This window comes from Streptococcus infantis (genome assembly GCF_047463275.1).
GTDB classification, from domain to species: Bacteria; Bacillota; Bacilli; order Lactobacillales; family Streptococcaceae; genus Streptococcus; species Streptococcus infantis_AF.
The window spans coordinates 68,368-91,445 of the sequence record NZ_JASHEE010000005.1 but is presented as its reverse complement, the minus strand read 5'-3'; the positions used below and the strand labels follow the sequence as shown (position 1 = coordinate 91,445).

17 protein-coding genes are annotated in these 23,078 nt (G+C 40.4%); 14 read left to right on the top strand and 3 right to left on the bottom strand.

Annotated elements, in window-relative coordinates:
- Positions 1–22: 22 nt before the first annotated feature.
- The 3 genes from QM923_RS08225 (at position 23) to tsf (ending at position 3,759) form a co-directional block, all read left to right on the top strand.
- Complete coding sequence (locus tag QM923_RS08225; RefSeq protein WP_044021360.1) at positions 23–1,360, top strand: ISLre2 family transposase; 1,338 nt, start codon at positions 23–25, stop codon at positions 1,358–1,360.
- 500 nt (positions 1,361–1,860) lie between these two features.
- Positions 1,861–2,640, top strand: coding sequence for a 30S ribosomal protein S2 (gene rpsB, locus QM923_RS08220; protein WP_000268475.1), 780 nt, complete (start codon positions 1,861–1,863; stop codon positions 2,638–2,640).
- 78 nt (positions 2,641–2,718) lie between these two features.
- Positions 2,719–3,759 (top strand): translation elongation factor Ts, encoded by a 1,041-nt coding sequence (gene tsf, locus QM923_RS08215; protein WP_414291505.1) that lies wholly within the window; start codon positions 2,719–2,721, stop codon positions 3,757–3,759.
- 87 nt (positions 3,760–3,846) lie between these two features.
- On the opposite strand, the gene cysK is transcribed toward tsf, so the two are convergent.
- Both cysK and QM923_RS08205 read right to left on the bottom strand, forming a co-directional pair.
- Positions 3,847–4,773 carry a cysteine synthase A gene (cysK, locus tag QM923_RS08210; RefSeq protein WP_250307859.1) on the bottom strand — a complete coding sequence of 309 codons (927 nt, stop codon included), beginning with the start codon at positions 4,771–4,773 and terminating at the stop codon, positions 3,847–3,849.
- A gap of 155 nt (positions 4,774–4,928) precedes the next feature.
- A complete protein-coding gene (locus tag QM923_RS08205; RefSeq protein ID WP_414291504.1) occupies positions 4,929–5,564 on the bottom strand; it encodes a YigZ family protein in 636 nt (211 codons plus the stop codon).
- 55 nt (positions 5,565–5,619) lie between these two features.
- On the opposite strand from QM923_RS08205, the gene QM923_RS08200 reads away from it, so the two are divergent.
- The 9 genes from QM923_RS08200 to polA all read left to right on the top strand — a co-directional run bounded on the left by QM923_RS08200 (position 5,620) and on the right by polA (position 16,358).
- Complete coding sequence (locus QM923_RS08200) at positions 5,620–6,918, top strand: DEAD/DEAH box helicase (protein WP_414291503.1); 1,299 nt, start codon at positions 5,620–5,622, stop codon at positions 6,916–6,918.
- The gene (locus tag QM923_RS08195) at positions 6,915–7,577 is read left to right on the top strand and encodes a ComF family protein (protein ID WP_414291502.1); all 663 of its coding nucleotides are present in this window, start codon (positions 6,915–6,917) and stop codon (positions 7,575–7,577) included. The genes QM923_RS08200 and QM923_RS08195 overlap by 4 nt, the downstream gene beginning before the upstream one ends.
- A 79-nt stretch (positions 7,578–7,656) precedes the next feature.
- Entirely contained in the window at positions 7,657–8,205 is a 549-nt protein-coding gene (gene hpf / locus QM923_RS08190) for a ribosome hibernation-promoting factor, HPF/YfiA family (protein WP_006153348.1), read from the top strand.
- Between the two features lie 152 nt (positions 8,206–8,357).
- Positions 8,358–10,331 (top strand): GGDEF domain-containing protein, encoded by a 1,974-nt coding sequence (locus QM923_RS08185; RefSeq protein WP_462217787.1) that lies wholly within the window; start codon positions 8,358–8,360, stop codon positions 10,329–10,331.
- Positions 10,328–10,780, top strand: coding sequence for a 50S ribosomal protein L9 (rplI, locus tag QM923_RS08180; protein ID WP_004250991.1), 453 nt, complete (start codon positions 10,328–10,330; stop codon positions 10,778–10,780). Before QM923_RS08185 ends, rplI begins: the two co-directional genes overlap by 4 nt.
- A gap of 42 nt (positions 10,781–10,822) precedes the next feature.
- Positions 10,823–12,181, top strand: coding sequence for a replicative DNA helicase (dnaB, locus tag QM923_RS08175; protein ID WP_414291501.1), 1,359 nt, complete (start codon positions 10,823–10,825; stop codon positions 12,179–12,181).
- Positions 12,178–12,444 (top strand): Veg family protein, encoded by a 267-nt coding sequence (locus tag QM923_RS08170; RefSeq protein ID WP_004250994.1) that lies wholly within the window; start codon positions 12,178–12,180, stop codon positions 12,442–12,444. Before dnaB ends, QM923_RS08170 begins: the two co-directional genes overlap by 4 nt.
- Positions 12,445–12,538: 94 nt before the next feature.
- Positions 12,539–13,660: an SH3 domain-containing protein gene (locus QM923_RS08165; protein WP_414291500.1), complete on the top strand. Its 1,122-nt coding sequence runs from the start codon at positions 12,539–12,541 to the stop codon at positions 13,658–13,660.
- Between the two features lie 64 nt (positions 13,661–13,724).
- Positions 13,725–16,358 carry a DNA polymerase I gene (gene polA, locus QM923_RS08160; protein ID WP_414291499.1) on the top strand — a complete coding sequence of 878 codons (2,634 nt, stop codon included), beginning with the start codon at positions 13,725–13,727 and terminating at the stop codon, positions 16,356–16,358.
- A 335-nt stretch (positions 16,359–16,693) separates the two neighbouring features.
- On the opposite strand, the gene QM923_RS08155 is transcribed toward polA, so the two are convergent.
- Positions 16,694–18,781: a GH92 family glycosyl hydrolase gene (locus tag QM923_RS08155; RefSeq protein WP_414291498.1), complete on the bottom strand. Its 2,088-nt coding sequence runs from the start codon at positions 18,779–18,781 to the stop codon at positions 16,694–16,696.
- 172 nt (positions 18,782–18,953) lie between these two features.
- Here QM923_RS08155 and QM923_RS08150 point away from each other — a divergent pair, with 172 nt between their 5' ends.
- Both QM923_RS08150 and QM923_RS08145 read left to right on the top strand, forming a co-directional pair.
- Positions 18,954–20,234: a glycoside hydrolase family 125 protein gene (locus tag QM923_RS08150; RefSeq protein ID WP_414291497.1), complete on the top strand. Its 1,281-nt coding sequence runs from the start codon at positions 18,954–18,956 to the stop codon at positions 20,232–20,234.
- A gap of 185 nt (positions 20,235–20,419) precedes the next feature.
- Complete coding sequence (locus QM923_RS08145) at positions 20,420–23,065, top strand: alpha-mannosidase (protein ID WP_414291496.1); 2,646 nt, start codon at positions 20,420–20,422, stop codon at positions 23,063–23,065.
- Positions 23,066–23,078: the final 13 nt, after the last annotated feature.

Here is a 23,078-nt window from a genome sequence, read left to right as displayed (position 1 = left end):
TTTTAATAAGGGAGGATTCTGAATGGCTTTCTTTGATGAGAGAGAACTAAAAAATCAATTGCTGTTTCAAAATGCAAAAGAATTTTATAACTTTGTTTCTAGGTATGATGAGGAGATGATTCCAGTCATGAAAGCAAAGGGCTATACCTGTATCCATTCAATGGAGCGAACCGTCGCTTTTACATTTGGTGAGTTTACTTTCAGAAGAAGACGTTGGAAAAAGGGAGATCATTGGGTCATTCCAGTAGATGAAAAGTTAGGGCTTCAGAAGAACGTCCGCTTCTCCTGGGAATTTATGTATCAGGTGGCCAAATTATCTACTTTGATGCCATATGATAAAGTAACCCAGGTGATTCAATTGACTTATCACATCTCTATCACAAAGCCAATTGTGGTAAAAGCTGTAAAAATCTGTGAGAAGCTATTGGAGGAAAGAGAAGGCTATCGATATTATGAAGAGAATAAAGAGGTTAGCAAAAGAAAAGCCCAGGTTATTTATATTGAGGGTGATGGTGTAATGGTCAAAGCACGTGACACACAGAAGGATAATAAGCATTACGATTTATCCCATTTTGTAGTTCATACAGGGAGCCAGAAAGTTGGCAGCAATCGATTTGAGCTCCTGGACAAAAAGGAATTTATTGGTCTTGACAATCGCTTAGTGAGGGAGCAGGTAATCGATTATCTATTCAATAATTACGAAGTTACGGATCAGACTTTATTGATTACGAACTCTGATGGAGGTCATGGATATACACCCTATGTTTTCAAAGATATTGCGAAGGTTTTACGAATTAAGCGCCACGAACATTTCTGGGATGCGTACCATGTAAATAAGGAGTTGAAGAATTATTTAAAATTTTACTCTGAAGATCTATTAGAGAGAGCTTTCCAGGCGATTAAGCAACATGACAAGCAGTTAATGAGAACTGTCCTAGATACAACTGAAAGTTATATCGAGACAGAAGAAGAACAAGAGTCATTTGAGAAGTTCAAGAGTAAAATATTGAGAAATTTCCAATTCACTAAACCAGCTGAACAAAGGGGATTCAGTCATGCAGGAATCGGGATAATGGAGAGTCAGCATCGTAAGGTCACTTATAGAATGAAAAAAAGAGGAATGTACTGGACACTTGCTGGAGCTGAAACGATGAGTAGGATAATTGTTTTGAATTATGAAGATTCTTTGAGGGAACTATTTTTTGGCAACTGGAGAGAAGATTATGAAAAATTTATTTCTTTAGAGGAAGTTTCTGCTTATACCATTAAAAAAAGAATGAGTAAAACGGGTAAAGAAAATACATCTAGATATCAATGTTACCCTGATAGTAAAAGATTATCTTACTTCCGAAAACAATAGAAGTACATAACAAAGTATATAAAAAGTTATACAACAATAACCTTTTTAAAAAAAAGGTCTTTTTGTGCTACAATCAAATATAAAATGCTTGCACGGTGTGTAAAAATGTGTTATAATCTACTTAAATTAATCGAATAAAAAAAGACGAAAAGTGCGCTAACACTTCTCGCCTTACCGAGTAAGAACTCGTCCTTCTTACTCAGTCTTTAATTAATGATACCTGATAAGTGTATCAATGTCAAGACTGAGCAAGAAATTTGTTCAGTCTTTTTTTAAAACTCGGTGATGTTCTCCTAAAAAATTATGAATTTAGGCGTTCTAAAAAATTCTACCGCATACAAACTATCAAAATAGGTTGATAATATTGAGAAATTGTGGTAAAATGAAACTTGTCGTGTGAACGATAATACTCATTCTTGATGAATTGTGAAACTGTTGCCTTTGGGTTGTTTTGCAAGCTGAAATCGAGAAGAGGAAAAAACAAAAAAGGAGAAATACTCATGGCAGTAATTTCAATGAAACAACTTCTTGAGGCTGGTGTACACTTTGGTCACCAAACTCGTCGCTGGAACCCTAAGATGGCTAAGTACATCTTCACTGAGCGTAACGGAATCCACGTTATCGACTTGCAACAAACTGTAAAATACGCTGACCAAGCATACGACTTTATGCGTGATGCAGCAGCTAACGATGCAGTTGTATTGTTTGTTGGTACTAAAAAACAAGCTGCTGACGCTGTTAAAGAAGAAGCAGAACGTTCAGGTCAATACTACATCAACCACCGTTGGTTGGGTGGTACCCTTACTAACTGGGGAACAATCCAAAAACGTATCGCTCGTTTGAAAGAAATCAAACGTATGGAAGAAGAAGGAATCTTTGATGTTCTTCCTAAGAAAGAAGTTGCACTTCTTAACAAACAACGCGCTCGTCTTGAAAAATTCTTGGGTGGTATCGAAGACATGCCTCGCATCCCAGATGTAATGTACGTAGTTGACCCACATAAAGAGCAAATCGCTGTTAAAGAAGCTAAAAAATTGGGTATCCCAGTTGTAGCGATGGTTGACACAAACACTGACCCAGATGATATCGATGTAATCATCCCAGCTAACGATGACGCTATCCGCGCAGTTAAGTTGATCACAGCTAAATTGGCAGACGCTATCATCGAAGGTCGTCAAGGCGAAGACGCAGCAGCAGTTGAAGCAGAATTTGCAGCTTCAGAAGCTCAAGCAGACTCAATCGAAGAAATCGTTGAAGTTGTAGAAGGCGACAACGCTTAATTCAAATAAGTAATCATTACCTAGGAGGGCGGGGCTTAGCCCGGCTCTCCTATTTTTAAAAAATATAGGAGAATCAAAATGGCAGAAATTACAGCTAAACTTGTTAAAGAGTTGCGTGAAAAATCTGGTGCTGGTGTCATGGACGCTAAGAAAGCATTGGTCGAAGTTGAAGGTGATATCGAAAAAGCGATTGAATTGCTTCGCGAAAAAGGTATGGCTAAGGCAGCTAAAAAAGCTGACCGTGTTGCTGCAGAAGGTTTGACTGGTGTATTTGTGAATGGTAACGTTGCAGCAGTAGTTGAAGTAAATGCTGAAACAGACTTCGTTGCGAAAAATGCTCAATTCGTTGAATTGGTAAATGCTACAGCTAAAGTAATCGCTGAAGGTAAACCAGCTAACAACGAAGAAGCACTTGCATTGACAATGCCTTCAGGTGAAACTCTTGAAGCAGCTTATGTGTCTGCAACAGCAACTATCGGAGAAAAAATCTCATTCCGTCGTTTTGCATTGCTTGAAAAAACTGATGCTCAACACTTTGGAGCATACCAACACAATGGTGGACGTATCGGTGTTATCTCTGTAATCGAAGGTGGAGATGAAGCCCTTGCTAAACAAATCTCAATGCATATTGCTGCGATGAAACCAACGGTTCTTTCATACAAAGAATTGGATGAGCAATTTGTTAAAGATGAGTTGGCTCAATTGAATCACGTAATCGACCAAGATAATGAAAGCCGTGCAATGGTTAACAAACCAGCTCTTCCACACTTGAAGTATGGATCAAAAGCACAATTGACTGATGAAGTTATCGCTCAAGCTGAAGCTGACATTAAAGCAGAGTTGGCAGCAGAAGGTAAACCAGAAAAAATCTGGGACAAAATTATTCCAGGTAAAATGGATCGCTTCTTGCTTGACAACACTAAAGTTGACCAAGCATACACACTTCTTGCACAAGTCTACATCATGGACGACAGCAAGACAGTTGAAGCATACCTTGAATCAGTTAACGCTTCAGTAGTTGAGTTCGCTCGCTTTGAAGTTGGTGAAGGTATCGAAAAAGCTGCAAATGACTTTGAAGCTGAAGTTGCAGCTACAATGGCAGCAGCTTTGAATAACTAATAATAAAAAGAGGAAGCAGATTTGCTTCCTTTTTCATATAGAAAAAATTAAAAAGCCCTTGTTAAAGGGCTTTTTGTATTTAGGAGACTAGACTTCGAACTCATAGAGCGCTGTAGATAGATAACGTTCTCCGTTATCTGGTGCAAGCGCAAGGACTTTTTTACCTGCCCCAAGTTTTTTAGCAACTTCGATTGCTGCATAGATAGCTGCGGCAGAAGAAATACCTACCAAGAAGCCTTCTTTTCCACCAATTTCGCGACCAAGCGCAAGAGCATTGTCTGATGTCACGCGAACGATACCATCATAAGCTTCTGTATCAAGTGTTTCTGGGATGAATCCTGCAGAGATACCTTGAATTTTGTGAGGTCCTGGTTTTTCACCTGATAAGATTGCTGACTCGTCTGCCTCAACTGCAAAAACTTGAATGTCTGAATTAGCCGATTTAAGAGCGTGAGAGACACCAGAAATAGTTCCTCCAGTACCAACACCAGCAACAAAGGCATCTAAACCATCAGCCCCGAAATCAGCTAGAATTTCAGCTCCTGTTGTTCTTTCGTGAACTTCTGGGTTAGCTTGGTTATTAAACTGTAATGGAAGGAAACCATCGCGTTCAGCAGCAATTTCTTGCGCTTTAGCAATCGCACCTTTCATTCCTTCACTACCGGGAGTGAGGACTAGTTCAGCACCATAAGCTTGGATGATCTTACGGCGTTCAACACTCATTGTTTCAGGCATAACGATGACAACTTTATAACCTTTAGCAGCGCCAACCCATGAAAGACCGATACCAGTGTTCCCGCTTGTTGCTTCTACAATAGTAGATCCTGGTTTCAGTTTACCCTCTTGTTCTGCTTTTTCAATCATACTAAGAGCGATGCGGTCTTTAACGGATGAACCTGGGTTAAAAGCTTCTAGTTTTACGTAAACGTCTGCTGCACCTTCTGGTACAATATTATTCAATTTAACAATCGGTGTTTTTCCGATAAGTTCTGTGATATTGTTATAAATAGCCATGTTAGCACCTCTTTATATAAGATGCTTCTAGTATAACGCTATCTTAAACTTTTGTAAAATATAGAAATCCTATCGAAGCGATAGGATTTTTTTATAACAATCAGAAAAATAGTCAGTGTAAATCTAAAAATTGAGGGAAGATATTTAAAAGTGCTTTACACAAGGTTTACAGCGACTTCAACTTCTCGTAAACCTTGATCTGTTAGAATAACTTTCCCATTAAAAAATTCTATGAGGGCAGCTTTGGTATCCTCTTTATCCTCTTTATCGACAAAGATAATTGTGTCAACTTGATCTGTAAAGTTGGTTTCGAGTTCCATAAGATTATGTTCTTTAAGAAAATTCCCATACTCTTGATATTGAGCATAGCTCATTTGAATTTGAATTCCTGCTTGTTCTTTGATTTCAATAATGCCAATTTCTTTGACAGCTAAGGCGACACTTCCTGCATAAGCGCGAATGAGGCCTCCGGCACCCAGCTTAATACCACCAAAATATCGGGTAACAACTACACAGACATTAGTAAGATTGTGGTTTTCTAGAACTCCTAGCATAGGTACACCAGCAGTTCCACTTGGCTCTCCATCATCACTGGTTCGCTTGATTTCACTGCGCTCACCGATAATAAAAGCAGAGCAGTTGTGGGTAGCCTTATAGTGTTCTTTTTTGATAGCAGTGATAAAGGCACGAGCTTCTTCTTCACTATAGACACGTTTTGCATGACAAATAAATCGTGATTTTTTGATTTCTTCTTGGACTTGTCCGTCCTCTTTTATCGTTCTAAATTCCATATTTTTATTGTACTAAAAAATAGTCTAAAGTTCTAGATTTTACGAATAAAGAAGTATGAAAATAAATCCAAATTATCTTGGTCGACTTTTTACAGAACAAGAATTAAGCCCTGAAGAACGACAACTGGCGGAGAAGCTGCCAAGCATGATAAAAGAGAAGGGGAAACTCTTCTGCCAACGATGTGATAGTATGATTCAAGATGAATGGTCTCTACCTATTAATGCTCATTACTGCCGAGAATGTTTGTTGATGAAGCGAGTTAGGAGTGATCAGGCCTTATATTATTTCCCTCAAGAAGATTTTCCTAAACAAGATGTTCTTAAATGGAAGGGACAATTGACTCCATTTCAAGAGAAAGTATCAGATGGCTTACTTCAAGCAATAGAGAACCAGCAACCGACTTTAGTTCATGCAGTGACTGGCGCTGGGAAGACAGAGATGATTTATAAAGTTGTTGCGAAAGTTATTAATGATGGTGGCGCAGTTTGTCTAGCAAGTCCACGGATAGATGTTTGTTTGGAATTGTATAAGCGATTGCAGAATGACTTTGCTTGCGAAATAGCTTTACTGCATGGAGAGTCTATACCATATTTTCGAACCCCTCTGGTTGTTGCGACAACACATCAATTATTAAAGTTTTATCATGCTTTTGATTTACTAATAGTAGATGAAGTAGATGCTTTTCCTTATGTTGACAACAAGATGCTTTACAAAGCTGTAAATAATTGTGTAAAGGAAAATGGACTCAGAATTTTTCTCACTGCAACTTCTACAGATGAGTTGGATAAGAAGGTTCGCTTAGGGGAGCTAAAAAGACTAAGCCTGCCAAGGCGGTTCCATGGAAATCCTTTAATTATTCCCAAACCTGTTTGGCTATCTGATCTGGATAAATGTTTGGATAAGTTTCGCCTACCACCAAAGCTAAAAAGATATGTTGAAAACCAGAGAAGAACTGGCTACCCCTTACTAATATTTGCATCAGAAATTACAAAGGGAGAGAAGTTGAAGGAAATCTTACAAGAGAAATTTCCAAATGAGAAAATTGGTTTCGTATCCTCAGTTACTGAAGATAGATTAGAGCAAGTTCAAGCTTTTAGGGATAGGGAATTGACCATATTGATAAGCACAACAATATTGGAGCGCGGAGTTACCTTCCCTTGTGTTGATGTCTGTGTCGTAGAAGCAAACCATCGTCTTTTTACAAAATCAAGCCTCATTCAAATTGGAGGACGTGTAGGTCGCAGCATGGATAGACCTACAGGAGATCTAATTTTCTTTCATAATGGATTAAATCGTTCGATTAAGAATGCTATAAAAGAAATTAAACTGATGAACAAGGAGGCAGGTCTATGATTTGTTTACTATGTGGCCAACATTTGAAGAAAAATCTAACCTTTGGAGAGCTTCTTTTTTTGAAAAAGGAGGAGAGCTCACTTTGTTTAGCTTGTTACTCAAGTTTTGAAATGATTGGGGAAGAACATTGTCCAAATTGTCATAAAAAAGGAGTGTCAATTTCGTGTCAAGATTGTCAACTTTGGTGTAAAGAAGGGATTGAAGTAAGCCATGAAGCGATTTTTAGTTATAATCAAGCCATGAAAGACTTCTTTAATCGTTACAAATTTGATGGCGATTATATTCTCCGAAAGGTTTTTGCTATGATTTTAAAAGAGAATTTAAAAAAATACAAGGATTATCATTTTATTTTAATACCCTTAAGCCCTGAGAGGTATGCAAAAAGAGGTTTTAATCAGGTTGCAGGCCTAATAGAAGCAGCAGGACTTTCCCATCTGGATGTATTAGGGAAAAGAGAAGAGAAAGCCAGTTCTTCTAAAAATCGTTCGGAGCGTTTGGCCACGGAACTTCCGTTTTTTATTAAAGAAGACAGTAGGATTCCCAAAAAGATTCTATTGATTGATGATATTTATACGACTGGAGCGACTGTTAACCGTGTCAAGAGTATGCTAGAAAATGCAGGAGCAGAAGAGGTTAAAACATTTTCCCTCGTAAGATGAGGAAAAAGATTGCAAAAAGATTATGAAAGCGTTATAATAAATGTAGAAAAACAAATATGTTTAGAAAGAAGGTACTTATATGATTAAATATAGTATCCGTGGTGAAAACCTAGAAGTAACTGAAGCAATTCGTGATTATGTAGTTTCTAAACTCGAAAAGATCGAAAAATACTTCCAAGCAGATCAAGAATTAGATGCGCGTGTAAATTTGAAAGTGTATCGTGAAAAGACTGCTAAGGTAGAAGTAACAATTCCGCTTGGGTCTATAACTCTTCGTGCAGAAGACGTTTCTCAAGATATGTATGGATCTATTGATTTGGTGACAGATAAGATTGAGCGCCAAATCCGTAAAAATAAAACTAAAATTGAACGTAAGAACAGAAATAAAGTTTCTACTAGCCAACTATTTACAGATGCCTTGGTAGAAGAGACAGATGCTGCTCAACCTAAAGTTGTTCGTTCAAAACAAATTGATTTAAAACCAATGGACCTTGAAGAAGCACTTCTTCAGATGGACTTATTGGGGCATGATTTCTTCATTTATATCGATGTTGAAGATGAAACAACAAATGTCATTTATCGACGCGAAGATGGAGATATTGGTCTTCTTGAAGTGAAAGAATCATAATACTTAATATGCTTAGATTAAAAAGGTGGTTTACACTAGTGTAAACCACCTTTTGTGTTCATGAATACTACATTTGAGCACAAGTGCTATTCCTTCTTTAGAGGTCGCTTTTTCAGTGCAAATATGGTATAATATTGCGCAAGAGGTTTGTAATGAAAAAAAATGAATTGAATCCCTTTTTTATATACTTATTTGTTGGGATTGCCTTTATAATCATGACTGTATTGGTTATTTTTCTTCAAAATAACCTAGTCACAATAGCATGCTTATTTTTCTTGATGGTGGCATTTCTTTTGCTATTTTATTTTCAGAAGAAATCTTATCAAAAAACAGAAATTGAACAAATTCAGTACGTAAACCATCAGGCGGAAGATAGTTTAAGTTCACTCTTAGAACAGATGCCGGTTGGAGTTGTCAAACTAAACATGGAAAGTAGTGAGATTGAGTGGTTCAATCCCTACGCAGAGTTAATGCTGACAACGGAAGATGGAGAAATTGATCTTCCTCAAGTTCAAGAAATTATAAAAACATCCATATCTTCTCCTGGAATTTATGCAAATGTGGGAGAAAAACGTTATGCTGTACATCTAGATAGAAATTCTGGTGTACTCTACTTTTTTGACGTTTCTGGAGAGTACGAAGCCACAGTAGAATTGGTTACAAGTCGCCCTGTTATTGGTATTATTTCGGTAGATAATTATGATGATTTAGAGGACGAAACATCTGAATCTGACATCAGTCACATTAATAGTTTTGTTGCGAATTTTGTCGCAGAGTTTACCGGAAAACATCAGATGTTTTCTCGTAGAGTAACCATGGATCGTTTCTACTTATTTACCGACTATACGGTATTAGAGCAATTGATGCAGGATAAATTTTCTGTAATTGATACCTTCCGTGAAGAAGCTAAGCAGAGAGATTTAGCCTTAACCATGAGTATGGGCTTGTCATACGGTGATGGCGATCATGAGGGTATTGGTAAAGTTGCTTTATCAAATCTCAACCTTGCAGAAGTTCGAGGTGGAGACCAGGTCGTTGTAAAAGAAAATGATGAGACGAAAAATCCAATTTATTTTGGTGGTGGTTCTGCAGCTTCTATTAAGCGAACAAGAACACGTACAAGAGCAATGATGACGGCAATCTCTGAAAAGTTGAGAAGCGTTGACCATGTCTTCGTGGTTGGTCATAAAAACTTAGACATGGATGCTTTAGGCTCTGCTGTTGGTATGCAATTGTTCTCGAGTAACGTCTTGGATGAAAGTTATGTGGTCTATGATGCAGAACAAATGTCTCCGGACATTCATCGTGCCATTCAATTCTTAGAGAATGAGGGAGTAACAAAACTCATCCCTCTAACTCAAGCTATGGGAATGGTCACTAATCGTTCCTTGCTAGTGATGGTCGACCACTCTAAGACAGCTTTAACCTTGTCAAAAGAGTTTTATGATTTGTTTACACAAACCATCATTATTGACCACCATAGACGAGATCAGGATTTCCCGGAAAATGCTGTTATCACCTATATCGAGAGTGGAGCAAGTAGCGCGAGCGAGCTTGTAACAGAGTTAATTCAATTCCAAAACTCTAAGAAAGCACGCTTAAGTCGTATCCAAGCTAGTGTTCTTATGGGAGGTATGATGCTGGATACTAAGAATTTCACTTCTCGTGTAACTAGTCGAACCTTTGACGTGGCAAGTTATCTAAGAACACGTGGTAGTGATAGTATTGTAATTCAAGAACTTGCGGCGACTGACTTTGAAGAGTATCGATTGGTTAATGAGCTAATCTTGCAAGGACAGGCCGTACAACCTTCTATTCTTGTAGCTCAGGCCAAGGATGATAAGGAGTATGATATTGTAGTGATTAGTAAAGCGGCTGATACTATGTTAGCTATGTCAGGTATTGAAGCTAGCTTTGTCATTGCTAAAAACAGCCAAGGGGATATTTCCATTTCTGCACGAAGTCGAAGTAAGATCAATGTGCAACGGATTATGGAAGAGTTGGGAGGTGGAGGCCACTTCAACCTGGCAGCTGCCCGACTGACAGATATGACTCTGCAAGAAGCAGGTGATAAACTAAAAACCGTTATTTCTAATGAAATTAGAGAAAAGGAGACAGAAGAATGAAAGTAATCTTTTTAGCAGATGTAAAAGGCAAAGGGAAAAAAGGCGAAATCAAGGAAGTGCCAACAGGTTATGCGCAAAACTTTTTGATTAAGAAAAACCTTGCTAAAGAAGCGACTTCACAAGCAATTGGTGAGTTGCGCGGGAAGCAAAAATCTGAAGAAAAAGCACATGCTCAACTTCTTGCAGAAGCACAAGAAATTAAGGCGAAACTTGAAGCAGAAGAAACAATTGTTGAGTTTGTTGAAAAAGTTGGTCCAGATGGAAGAACTTTTGGTTCAATTACTAGCAAGAAAATTGCGGAAGAGCTCCAAAAACAATTTGGAATTAAAATTGATAAACGTCATATTCAAGTTCAATCTCCAATTCGAGCAGTTGGCTTGATTGATGTTCCGGTAAAAATTTATCAGGATGTAACTAGCGTCATCAATCTTCGTGTAAAAGAAGGCTAAGCTAGATTTGAGTAATGATTTTGTAAAAGGAAGGAAAGTCTGATGGCAGAAGTAGAGGAACTACGAGTTCAGCCCCAGGATATTTTGGCAGAACAATCGGTATTGGGAGCTATATTTATCGATGAGAGTAAACTCGTATTTGTTCGAGAATATATTGACTCTCGAGACTTCTTTAAGTATGCTCACCGTTTGATTTTTCAGGCCATGGTTGATTTGTCAGATCGAGGCGAAGCCATTGATGCAACGACTGTTCGTACGATATTAGATGATCAAGGTAATTTGCAAAACATTGGTGGCTTGTCCTACCTTGTTGAGATTATCAACTCTGTACCAACCTCTGCAAACGCTGAATACTATGCAAAAATAGTAGCAGAGAAAGCCACGCTTCGTCGTTTGATTGCTAAGTTGACAGAGTCTGTCAATCAAGCATATGAGGCTTCTAGTCCAGCAGATGAAATCATTGCTAGAGCAGAAAAAGGTTTGATCGATGTCAGTGAGAATGCAAATCGTAGTGGTTTTAGAAACATTCGTGACATTTTAAATCTTAATTTTGGGAATCTGGAAGTTCGATCACAACAAACGTCGGATATTACGGGGATTGCAACTGGTTATCAGGACCTGGATCATATGACAACTGGTTTGCACGAGGAGGAGTTGATTATTCTTGCTGCTCGTCCTGCGGTTGGTAAGACTGCTTTTGCCTTGAATATTGCTCAAAATATTGGAACCAAGCTAGACAAGACCGTTGCAATTTTCTCGCTTGAGATGGGTGCTGAGAGTCTGGTTGACCGTATGTTGGCTGCCGAAGGACTAGTAGAGTCTCACTCTATCCGTACAGGGCAATTGACTGAGGAAGAGTGGCGCAAATATACGATTGCTCAAGGTAATCTTGCAAAAGCAAGTATCTATATTGACGATACCCCTGGAATTCGAATTACGGAGATTCGTTCACGCGCCAGAAAATTGTCTCAGGAAACAGGCAATCTTGGATTGATCTTGATTGACTACCTGCAGTTAATTACAGGGACTGGTCGTGAGAACCGTCAACAAGAGGTTTCAGAGATTTCACGTCAGTTGAAAATTCTGGCCAAGGAACTGAAGGTGCCTGTTATCGCGCTAAGTCAGCTGTCACGTAGTGTTGAACAACGTCAAGATAAAAGGCCTGTATTATCAGATATTCGTGAGTCAGGATCTATCGAGCAAGATGCGGATATCGTCGCCTTTCTCTATCGTGATGACTATTATGAGCGTGGTGGCGAAGAAGAGGAAGGTCTTCCGAATAACAAGGTAGAAGTTATTATCGAGAAAAACCGTAGCGGTGCACGTGGAACGGTAGAATTGATTTTTCAAAAAGAGTATAACAAGTTTTCAAGTATTTCGAAGAGAGAGGAACAAAGATGACAGATGCATTTACAGATGTAGCCAAGATGAAAAAAATCAAAGAAGAAATCAAGGCGCATGAAGGACAAGTCGTGGAAATGACCTTGGAAAATGGTCGTAAACGCCAAAAGAATCGCTTGGGAAGACTTATTGAAGTTTATCCATCACTCTTTATCGTTGAATTTGGGGATGTTGAAGGGGACAAACAGGCCAACGTCTACGTTGAATCCTTCACGTATTCTGATATTTTAACGGAAAAGAATTTGATTCACTATTTGGATTAAGGTTGAAAGTGGGAGTTTTCTCACTTTTTTCTTTTTCTTTCGAATGATATAAATGAGGTCAACCTCAAAAATTTATCTATTCGAAGGAGAATGAATGACATATAGTAACAAGGGAACTTTTCTTAAGAGAACGACAGTGGGGACAGCTTCCCTACTGTTAGCAGGTGCTTTTTTGTTTGGTGGAGGAGCTGTTCATGCCAATCAGGCAAACAATGGCTCACTGGCACGAGGAGATGATTATCCCTATTATTATAAAAATGGAAGTCAAGAAATTGATAAGTGGCGAATGTACTCAAGACAGTGTACTTCATTTGCTGCCTTTCGTCTTAGCAGTGTAAATGGTTTTGAGTTACCAGCTGCGTATGGAAATGCAAATCAATGGGGATATCGGGCTAAAAGAGAAGGCTATCGTGTCGATCAGAATCCAGCAATTGGCTCTATAGCTTGGGATGCGAGCGGACAGTATGGCCACGTAGCCTGGGTATCCAATGTCCTTGGTGACATGATTGAAATCGAGGAGTACAATTATGGTATTAGAGAGAAGTACAATCGTAGAATTGTGAAGGCGAGCTCTATGACTGGCTTCATTCATTTTAAAGATGTAGGACAGGCTAGTACAGGGAATTATCAACCAACTTTAGTATCTAGTGGAACCCATGTTTTTACAGAAAAAGCTGCTATTATGAACCAGCCATCACAAGCGGCTGAGATTATTGACTATTACTATCCTGGAGAAAGTGTTCATTACGATCAGACTCTTGAAAAAGATGGCTATAAGTGGATTAGTTATCTATCCCGAACTGGAAATCGCAGATATGTCCAGATAGCTAAGACAGCAACTGCTAAGAATGGATGGGAAAAACAGGGGACAATCTGGTACTACTATGAAAATGATAAAGTGGCTCTTGGTTGGAAAAAAATAGACGGCAGTTGGTACTATTTCCAAACAAGTGGTGCCATGAGAACCGGTTGGCTAAAAGACGGTTCCAAGTGGTATTACCTGAAATCGTCTGGAGAAATGCAGACAGGATGGTTAAAGGATAAGGGCATCTGGTATTATCTCGAAAGCTCGGGTGCTATGAAGACAAGTCAGTGGTTCCAGCTCTCAGGGAAACATTATTACGTGAACGCATCTGGAGAATTAGCAGTAGATACGACTATCGATGGGTTCCAAGTTGACAGCAATGGTGCGCGAGTAGAACAAACATCCCAATAAGCCTTGACCGATAATCTAACTCTTAGCAATGGTATTTTTCCCTGCTTTCCTTTATAATGGGTGTATGGACAAGAAAAAATTATTATTGATTGATGGATCTTCAGTTGCTTTCCGAGCATTTTTTGCACTTTACCAGCAACTGGATCGTTTTAAAAATGACAATGGACTACATACCAATGCAATCTACGGATTTCATCTGATGCTAAATCACCTACTGGAGCGTGTCCAACCGAGTCATATTTTGGTTGCTTTTGATGCGGGAAAAACGACTTTCCGTACAGAGATGTATGCTGATTATAAGGGTGGTCGTGCTAAGACTCCAGATGAGTTTCGTGAGCAATTTCCCTTCATTCGTGAGATGCTAGACCATCTTGGAATTCGCCATTATGAGTTGGCTCAGTATGAGGCGGATGATATCATTGGAACTCTTGGTCGCTTGGCTGAAAAGGATTCTTTTGATGTGACCATCGTCAGCGGAGACAAGGACTTGATTCAGCTGACGGATGATCATACAGTGGTTGAGATTTCTAAGAAAGGTGTCGCCGAGTTTGAGGCCTTTACTCCAGAATATCTCATGGAAAAGATGGGGATTACCCCAGCTCAGTTTATTGATCTTAAGGCACTCATGGGGGATAAGTCTGATAATATCCCTGGGGTGACCAAGATTGGTGAAAAGACTGGGATCAAGCTCTTGTTAGAACACGGCTCGCTGGAAGGTATTTATGAAAATATCGATGGCATGAAGGCTTCCAAGATGAAGGAAAATCTTGTTAATGACAAGGAACAAGCCTTTCTGTCTAAAACACTAGCTACCATCGATACGAAAGCACCAATCGAGATAGGTCTAGATGATTTGGTCTATAGTGGACCAAATGTGGAAAACCTTGGGAAATTCTACGATGAGATGGGCTTTAAACAACTCAAGCAGGCTTTGAATGCTTCTCAGACTAACCAAGCTGAGACTTTGAATTTCACCGTGGTGGACAAAGTGACTGAAGATATGCTGAGTGCCGACTCTATCTTCCACTTTGAACTTTTTGGTGAAAATTACCATACAGATGATTTGGTTGGTTTTGCCTGGTCTTGTGGAGACAAGCTCTATGCTACAGATAAGCTGGAACTTCTGCAGGATCCGATTCTTAAGGATTTTCTAGAAAAAACACCTCTGAAAGTATATGACTTTAAGAAAGCTAAAGTGCTCTTAAATCGCTTTGGTTTGGACTTGCAGGCTCCTGCTTTTGACAGTCGCTTGGCCAAATACCTTCTCTCTACTGTAGAGAATAATGAAATTTCAACCATTGCTAGTCTCTATGGTCAAACTTATTTGGTTGATGATGAAACCTTCTATGGTAAGGGTGTCAAGAAAGCTATCCCTGAGAGAGAAACCTTCTTGGAGCACTTGGCTCGCAAGGTTGCTGTGCTGGTTGAGACAGAGCCTGTTTTACTTGAAAAATTAAGTGAAAATGGACAATTGGACCTTCTCTATGACATGGAGCAGCCTCTGGCCTTTGTTCTTGCTAAGATGGAAATCGCTGGGATCAAGGTTAAAAAAGAAACTCTACTCGAGATGCAAGCTGAAAATGAGCTTGTCATTGAAAAGCTAACTCAAGAGATTTATGAATTGGCTGGTGAGGAGTTTAACATCAACTCGCCTAAGCAGTTGGGCGAACTACTTTTTGAAAAGCTAGGTCTCCCTATAGAATACACCAAGAAAACCAAGACAGGTTATTCAACAGCAGTGGATGTGTTAGAGCGCCTAGCTCCTATTGCCCCAATCGTCAAGAAAATTTTAGATTATCGTCAGATTGCTAAGATTCAATCGACTTATGTGATTGGTTTACAGGATTGGATTTTAGCGGATGGCAAGATTCACACGCGCTATGTGCAGGATTTGACTCAGACAGGGCGTCTATCTAGTGTGGATCCAAACTTGCAAAATATTCCTGTTCGTTTGGAACAAGGTCGCCTTATCCGTAAGGCTTTCGTACCAGAATGGGAGGACAGTGTCCTCCTCAGCTCGGACTATTCACAGATTGAGTTGCGAGTTTTGGCGCATATCTCTAAAGATGAGCACTTAATCAAGGCCTTCCAAGAGGGAGCTGATATTCATACCTCGACAGCCATGCGTGTCTTTGGAATTGAACGTCCTGAGGATGTGACTCCAAACGACCGTCGCAATGCCAAGGCTGTCAACTTTGGAGTGGTTTACGGAATTTCAGACTTTGGTTTATCCAATAACCTAGGTATCAGCCGTAAAGAGGCTAAAGCATACATCGACACTTACTTTGAACGCTTCCCAGGTATTAAAAACTACATGGATGAAGTGGTTCGTGAGGCGCGTGATAAGGGTTATGTAGAGACTCTCTTCAAACGTCGTCGTGAGTTGCCAGATATCAATTCGCGTAACTTTAACATTCGTGGTTTTGCAGAGCGTACAGCTATCAACTCACCTATTCAAGGATCGGCTGCAGATATTCTCAAAATTGCCATGATTCAGCTAGATAAAGCCTTGGTAGCAGGTGGTTATCAAACTAAGATGCTTCTACAAGTACACGATGAAATTGTTCTTGAAGTGCCTAAGTCAGAATTGGCTGCCATTAAAAAAATCGTCAAACAAACCATGGAAGAAGCCATTCAACTCAGTGTGCCCCTGATTGCTGATGAAAATGAAGGCGTGACTTGGTATGAGGCTAAGTAGAGCTTGTTTAAAACTAAAGACAAAAATCCCCTCAGTCTATTGAGGGGATTTTATCAAATTTGGAATGGTAACTTCCGGAGAAATCATTTGAGATAATCCACAACCTGTGGAAAACTATTTATCAATTTGATAGTCAATCATAAAGTGGTATGAAAACAAGAGGCAGGAATCATTTACGATATACTAGTAACTAGTAATCTTTGTAGGAGTAGATTTTTTGGGGGCTTAAGGAGCTAGTCAAACTTAATGAGAGAGAGTTCTTTTATATCCTTTTCAGGCGTGTTAGTATTCTATCTTTTTCCACAACCTGTGGAAAACTTAGAAGCAACTAGCTACTAATTATGCTTCGGTAACCAGCTGAGGGTAAAGTCGAGAGTCTTGGCATTGAGCAATTCCTGATGGCTGATGCTTTGTTTTTCTTTTCCGTCCAGTTGACAGCCTTGGACAAAGTGGAAGTGTTCATAATTTTGCTGAGTACGAACATCCAACCACTGATTTGTTTCTGTCAGATAGACACGAAGGTGATTAAAGAGCGGAATTCCAAGATCATAGCTTGCTTTTCCTGGGCAGGTTGGGTAAAGCCCAAGAGCAGACCAGACATACCAAGCCGAAAGACTACCATTATCCTCATCGCCCGGATAAGCATCCCAGCTAGCTCGGAAGGCTTTTTGACGGAGGGTCTTGATTAAGAGACTGGTATATTGGGGATAACTACTGTAGCGGAAGAGATAGGGGATGTGGAAACTTGGTTGGTTGGAAATGGCTAGTTGACCAAATGGCGCTGTTGCCATCTCGCTCATCTCATGAATTTCATATCCATAGCCAGTCGTTTCAAAAAGTGGGAGACTTTGACAAGCTTTCAAAAGATAGTTGCTAAAGGCTTCTTTTCCACCCATTAGTTGGCTAAGTCCAGAAATATCGTGTAGGACACCGAGACTGGCTTGAATAGCTGAACACTCAGCGTAGTCACGACCCCAACTATAGGGAGAAAAGTCAGGACGGAAGTTGCCATCTACATCACGCGCCCTCATGTAACCCGTCTCAGAGTCAAATAGATTCTGATAGTTTTTAGAATATTGAGCATAGGTTTGAGCTAGCTCTTCTTGACCTAATTTTGCTGCACAAGTAGAGATACAAAAATCGCTGTAGGCATAATCTAGCGTATGACTGACACTTTCATGGAAGTCCGTGGATAGGTATCCTAGCTTTTGGTATTGGGCCAGGCCGTGTCGTCCATTGATAGCTTTTGGATCTGCCTTGGTCGCAGTTTCAATCATGGCTTTGAGAAATTCTTCTTCAAGTTCAGGTGCCATATCCTTGCAGGCACTATCTGCAAGAAGGCCATCAATCAAAGTCCCAGGCATCATTCCTCTTTCGTCAGGAGCCAGCCACTTAGGGAGATACCCGGTATCTCTATAGCTATTGAGGAAACCTTCAAGAAACTGACGATAGTGCTCTGGAATAATCAAGGCAAAGAGTGGGAATGAAGTGCGGAAGGTATCCCAAAAACCATTGTTGGTAAAGAGCAGACCAGACTTAATCGTTCCTGAAGCAAGGTCTATATGAATAGTCTCGCCTTGCTCATTTACCTCATAGAAGGTTTGTGGGAAAAGAAAGAGTCTATAAAGACAGTGATCAAAAAATGTTCGGTCTACAGAGCCAGTTTCCACGACATCAAAACGTCCTAGAAGGTCTTCCCAATTTGCTTTAGCCTCTGACTTCGTTTCTTCAAAGTCTTTTCTAGGCAGATTAAAGAGGGCCTGTTCTTTAGAAATAAAAGAAGTAGCTAGTTGAACTAGAGCTTCTGCTCCGGCTAGGTCGATACGCCAGTTTTGCCCCACTTGATAGATAGATAGAATATCCGTAGAGAATGCGAGGGCAGTGAACATGACGAGGGGACTTTTGTTGGTTTCGGTTAATCCGCTTTGACCAAGGCTGACAGTACGCTCATCTACTTGCTCTAATGATAAATCATCAGCTGCATGCAGATAGAGTGAGATCTTCTTGCCTTGTATCTGTCTTAGTTGAATAGAAGCCCCATAGCAAGTAGGTGTGAGTTGAGTTTCAATCTGGTAACGTTCAGAAAAAATCTTTAGAAAATGGGGATTGAAAATAGCACGATTAAGGTTATAAGAAGACTGACGATGGAAGAGGGTGTCGCCACTGATTTCTCCTGTAACAGGAGTCAGTAGCAACCAAGAATAATCGCCAATCCAAGGGCTAGGCTGATGGGTTAGTCGAATACCCTGAAATATGGGAAGATGGGGATCAAAAAACCAAGACCCTTCCTGGTCACTAGTTTGTAGAACAAAGTAATTCATCCCAAAAGGCACTCCAGCATAAGGTAGGGTATTTCCCCGAGAAAAGGCATGCTTGCTCGCGGTGCCAAAGCGGGTATCAATGGTTTCAAGTATAGGCTTCATAGCGATTTCCTTCTGTAGTTTTCTACATTATATCAGAAAAAGGATACTTTGAGAAAATGACTTCAAAATATAACAATTTTGTAGAATAATGACTAACATTTGTGTATATATTTTCTGGACTAAAAGCTATATACTGAAAATGAAAATTTGTTTGAAAGAGGCAAAATAGTTTATGGTTTATTCTAAAGAAATCGTCAGAGAGTGGCTAGATGAGGTAGCGGAGAGAGCCAAGGAACATCCTGAATGGGTGGATGTCTTTGAGCGTTGCTATACAGACACTTTAGACAATACAGTTGAAATCTTAGAAGATGGCTCGACCTTTGTGCTGACTGGGGATATCCCAGCTATGTGGCTTCGGGACTCGACTGCTCAGCTTAGACCATACCTTCATGTGGCAAAAAGAGACCCTCGTTTGCGCCAGACCATTGCTGGTTTGGTTAAACGCCAGATGACTTTGATTCTCAAGGATCCCTATGCCAACTCTTTCAATATTGAGGAGAACTGGAAGGGTCATCACGAGACAGACCATACAGACCTCAATGGCTGGATTTGGGAACGCAAGTATGAAGTAGATTCGCTTTGCTATCCCTTGCAATTGGCTTACCTTCTTTGGAAGGAAACTGGTGAGACTAGCCAGTTTGATGAAACTTTTGTTACGGCGACCAAGGAGATTCTTCATCTTTGGACGGTGGAGCAAGACCACAAGAACTCTCCTTATCGCTTTGTTCGTGATACCGACCGTAAGGAAGACACTTTGGTTAATGATGGTTTTGGACCTGACTTTGCCGTGACAGGAATGACCTGGTCAGCCTTTCGTCCAAGTGATGACTGCTGTCAGTATAGCTACTTGATTCCATCAAATATGTTTGCGGTGGTTGTTTTGGGATATGTCCAAGAAATCTTTGCAGAATTGAATCTAGCCGATAGTGAAAGCATCATTGCTGATGCTAAACGTCTGCAAGCTGAAATCCAAGAAGGAATCGAAAATTACGCCTACACGACTAACAGCAAGGGCGAGAAGATCTATGCCTTTGAAGTAGACGGTTTAGGAAATGCTAGCATCATGGACGACCCTAACGTACCAAGTTTGTTAGCTGCTCCATATCTTGGTTACTGTGATGTCAATGACGAAGTGTATCAAGCAACTCGTCGCACCATTCTCAGCCCTGAAAATCCCTACTTCTACCAAGGAGAATACGCTAGCGGTCTCGGAAGCTCTCATACCTTCTATCGTTATATCTGGCCGATTGCCCTATCTATCCAAGGCTTGACAGCTACAGATAAAGCTGAGAAAAAACATTTATTAGACCAGTTGGTTGCCTGCGATGGTGGTACTGGAGTCATGCACGAAAGCTTCCACGTAGATGATCCGACACTCTACTCACGTGAATGGTTCTCATGGGCCAACATGATGTTCTGCGAATTGGTCTTGGATTACCTAGATATTCGCTAATACTCTTCGAAAATCTCTTCAAACCACGTCAGCTTCACCTTGCCGTACTCAAGTACAGCCTGCGGCTAGCTTCCTAGTTTGCTCTTTGATTTTCATTGAGTATAAGGAGCACGTTTTCGCTCAACTGATTCTAGGAAAGAATCACAAATATATTTTTAAATTTAAGTTAGAATGAGGTTTTACTCATGGAAAATGTTGTTGTACATATCATCTCTCACAGTCACTGGGATCGTGAGTGGTATCTACCTTTTGAAAGTCACCGTATGCAATTGGTGGAACTTTTTGACAATCTGTTTGATCTTTTTGAAAATGATCCTGAGTTCAAGAGCTTCCACTTGGATGGACAAACCATTGTCCTCGATGACTATTTAGAAATTCGCCCTGAAAACCGTGACAAGGTGCAGCGTTATATCGACGAAGGCAAGTTGAAGATTGGGCCTTTCTATATCTTGCAGGATGATTACTTGATTTCCAGTGAAGCTAACGTCCGCAATACTTTGATTGGACAAGCGGAATGCGCTAAATGGGGCAAATCTACTCAAATTGGTTACTTCCCAGATACCTTTGGAAATATGGGGCAGGCTCCTCAAATCCTTCAAAAATCAGGTATTCACGTAGCAGCCTTTGGTCGCGGTGTCAAGCCAATCGGATTTGACAATCAAGTCCTTGAAGATGAACAGTTTACCTCTCAATTTTCTGAGATGTACTGGCAAGGGGCTGATGGTAGCCGTGTACTCGGCATTCTTTTTGCTAACTGGTACAGTAACGGGAATGAAATTCCAGTGGATAAAGACGAAGCCTTGACTTTCTGGAAGCAAAAATTAGCAGACGTTCGTGACTATGCATCGACCAACCAATGGTTGATGATGAACGGCTGTGACCACCAACCTGTTCAGAGAAATCTGAGCGAAGCCATTCGTGTGGCAAACGAACTCTTCCCTGACGTGACCTTTATTCATAGCTCATTTGATGAATATGTCCAAGCACTGGAAAGTGCCCTTCCTGAACAATTATCAACGGTCACAGGTGAGTTGACCAGTCAGGAAACGGATGGTTGGTATACTCTTGCTAACACATCTTCTTCCCGTATTTACCTCAAACAAGCCTTCCAAGAAAATAGCAACTTGTTAGAGCAGGTCGTGGAACCATTAACCATTATCACTGGAGGACACAACCACAAGGATCAATTGACCTATGCTTGGAAAGTACTTCTGCAAAATGCACCGCACGATAGTATCTGTGGCTGTAGTATTGACGAAGTTCACCGTGAAATGGAAACTCGTTTTGCCAAGGTCAACCAAGTCGGGAATTTTGTTAAGAGTAATCTTCTTAACGAGTGGAAACATAAAATAGCAACTCAGGAAGCGCAAAGCGACCACCTCTTTACCGTTGTCAACACAGCTTTACATGACAAGGTTGATACAGTTAGTGTTGTAGTGGATGTTGTGACTTGTGATTTTAAAGAATTGCATCCGACTGAAGGTTACAAGAAGATAGCAACCGTGACCTTGCCAGATTACCATGTTGAAGATTTGGATGGCCATATCCTTGAAGCCAAGGTTGAAGACTTGGGAGCAAGTTTTGGCTATACTTTGCCTAAGGATAAATTCCGCCAACCATATATTGCACGCCAAGTGCGCGTGACAATCCCAGTCCACCTTGCACCGCTTTCTTGGGCAAGCTTCCAATTGGTCGAAGGTCAAGTAGATTACCGTGATGGTATTTATCAAAATGGAGTCATTGATACCCCATTCGTAACTGTCAGTGTAGATGAAGGAATCACAGTCTATGACAAGACTACAAACGAAGCTTACGAAGATTTCATCCAATTCGAGGACCGTGGAGATATTGGTAACGAGTACATTTACTTCCAACCAAAAGGGACTGAGCCAATTTATGCTCAACTGAAAGGCTATGAAGTCCTAGAAAACAATGCTCGATATGCTAAGGTATTGCTCAAACATGACTTGACTATTCCAGTTAGCGCAGATGAAAAATTGGATGCAGAACAAAGAGGCATCATCGAGTTCATGAAACGAGATGCAGGTCGTTCAGAAGAGTTGACAACCATTCCTCTTGAAACTGAGATGACCGTCTTTGTGGACAATCCACAGATTCGCTTCAAGACTCGCTTTACTAATACAGCCAAAGACCACCGCATTCGTCTCTTGGTGAAAACTCATAACATTCGTCCAAGCAATGATTCTGAAAGCATCTATGAAGTTGTGACAAGACCAAATAAACCAGCAGCTTCTTGGGAAAATCCTGAAAATCCACAACACCAACAAGCTTTTGTCAGCTTGTATGATGATGTAAAAGGAGTGACCGTATCCAATAAAGGATTGCACGAATACGAAATCCTTGGAGATGACACCATGGCTGTAACCCTTCTTCGTGCTTCAGGCGAACTCGGTGACTGGGGCTACTTCCCAACACCGGAAGCTCAGTGCTTGCGTGATATTGAAGTTGAATTTGCAGTAGAATGTCACCAAGCAGGGGAACGCTTCTCAGCCTTCCGTCGTGCCAAAGCCTTCCAGGTGCCATTTACAGCTCTTCAAGTTGCAAAACAAGAGGGTAGCGTTGCAGCAACGGGTAGTCTCTTTAACCATCTGGCCCTGAACTTGCCACAAGTCTGCCCAACAGCCTTTAAGGTGGCTGAGAATGAAGAAGGTTATGTCCTTCGCTACTACAACATGAGTCAAGAAAATATCCGTGTGTCTGAAAAACAACAAACCATTCTTGACTTGTTGGAACGCCCATACCCAGTCCATTCAGGACTATTGGCACCACAGGAAATTCGTACAGAACTCATTCAAAAAGAAGAAATTTAATTTCAAAAAGTAA

Coding starts and splice junctions, on each gene's coding strand:
- QM923_RS08225 (WP_044021360.1), top strand. CDS start 23: ATGGCTTTCTTTGATGAGAGAGAACTAAAAAATCAATTGCTGTTTCAA.
- rpsB (WP_000268475.1), top strand. CDS start 1,861: ATGGCAGTAATTTCAATGAAACAACTTCTTGAGGCTGGTGTACACTTT.
- tsf (WP_414291505.1), top strand. CDS start 2,719: ATGGCAGAAATTACAGCTAAACTTGTTAAAGAGTTGCGTGAAAAATCT.
- cysK (WP_250307859.1), bottom strand. CDS start 4,773: ATGGCTATTTATAACAATATCACAGAACTTATCGGAAAAACACCGATT.
- QM923_RS08205 (WP_414291504.1), bottom strand. CDS start 5,564: ATGGAATTTAGAACGATAAAAGAGGACGGACAAGTCCAAGAAGAAATC.
- QM923_RS08200 (WP_414291503.1), top strand. CDS start 5,620: ATGAAAATAAATCCAAATTATCTTGGTCGACTTTTTACAGAACAAGAA.
- QM923_RS08195 (WP_414291502.1), top strand. CDS start 6,915: ATGATTTGTTTACTATGTGGCCAACATTTGAAGAAAAATCTAACCTTT.
- hpf (WP_006153348.1), top strand. CDS start 7,657: ATGATTAAATATAGTATCCGTGGTGAAAACCTAGAAGTAACTGAAGCA.
- QM923_RS08185 (WP_462217787.1), top strand. CDS start 8,358: ATGAAAAAAAATGAATTGAATCCCTTTTTTATATACTTATTTGTTGGG.
- rplI (WP_004250991.1), top strand. CDS start 10,328: ATGAAAGTAATCTTTTTAGCAGATGTAAAAGGCAAAGGGAAAAAAGGC.
- dnaB (WP_414291501.1), top strand. CDS start 10,823: ATGGCAGAAGTAGAGGAACTACGAGTTCAGCCCCAGGATATTTTGGCA.
- QM923_RS08170 (WP_004250994.1), top strand. CDS start 12,178: ATGACAGATGCATTTACAGATGTAGCCAAGATGAAAAAAATCAAAGAA.
- QM923_RS08165 (WP_414291500.1), top strand. CDS start 12,539: ATGACATATAGTAACAAGGGAACTTTTCTTAAGAGAACGACAGTGGGG.
- polA (WP_414291499.1), top strand. CDS start 13,725: ATGGACAAGAAAAAATTATTATTGATTGATGGATCTTCAGTTGCTTTC.
- QM923_RS08155 (WP_414291498.1), bottom strand. CDS start 18,781: ATGAAGCCTATACTTGAAACCATTGATACCCGCTTTGGCACCGCGAGC.
- QM923_RS08150 (WP_414291497.1), top strand. CDS start 18,954: ATGGTTTATTCTAAAGAAATCGTCAGAGAGTGGCTAGATGAGGTAGCG.
- QM923_RS08145 (WP_414291496.1), top strand. CDS start 20,420: ATGGAAAATGTTGTTGTACATATCATCTCTCACAGTCACTGGGATCGT.